1 protein-coding gene is annotated in these 500 nt (G+C 41.4%); it reads right to left on the bottom strand.

From position 1 onward, the window contains the following. The coding region (locus HMPREF2728_RS09900; RefSeq protein WP_186822210.1) for a MucBP domain-containing protein at positions 1 to 500 on the bottom strand (500 nt) is incomplete at both ends.

Raw genomic sequence — 500 nt, 5'->3', positions numbered from 1 at the left:
TTGTTGGGTCTGTTGACTTCAAGTGACCTTCGTCATCTACTTCACCTACTGTGTAGTTTCCTGCTGGGACCAATTCATAAGTCTTACCTTCGAATTCAATCTCTTGTGGACGGTTGTCTACAACTGTGTTGTAGTCTTTGTCTACTGGTTGAGCATCTTCGTCGGTTACATCTGACTTGATTGTCTTACCTTCTGTATCAACGTAGTGGACATAAACGTTACCCTTAGGCTCAGCTGGTATTTCCTTAAGTTTGTATACATAGGTTACATTCTTATCACCTTCGATAACCTTACCAGTTGTTGGGTCTGTTGACTTCAAGTGACCTTGATCATCTACTTCACCTACTGTGTAGTTACCAGCTGGGACCAATTCATAAGTCTTACCGTCTTTTTCAATCTCTTGTGGACGGTTGTCTACAACTGTGTCGTAATCTTTGTCTACTGGTTGAGCTTTTTCGTCAGTAACATCTTCCTTGATTGTCTTACCTTCTGTATCAACG

The sequence above is a fragment of the Streptococcus sp. HMSC061D10 genome, assembly GCF_001808865.1.
Taxonomy (GTDB): Bacteria; Bacillota; Bacilli; order Lactobacillales; family Streptococcaceae; genus Streptococcus.
The sequence above is the reverse complement of the archived record's forward strand: the minus strand, read 5'-3'. Positions and strand labels throughout refer to the sequence as shown.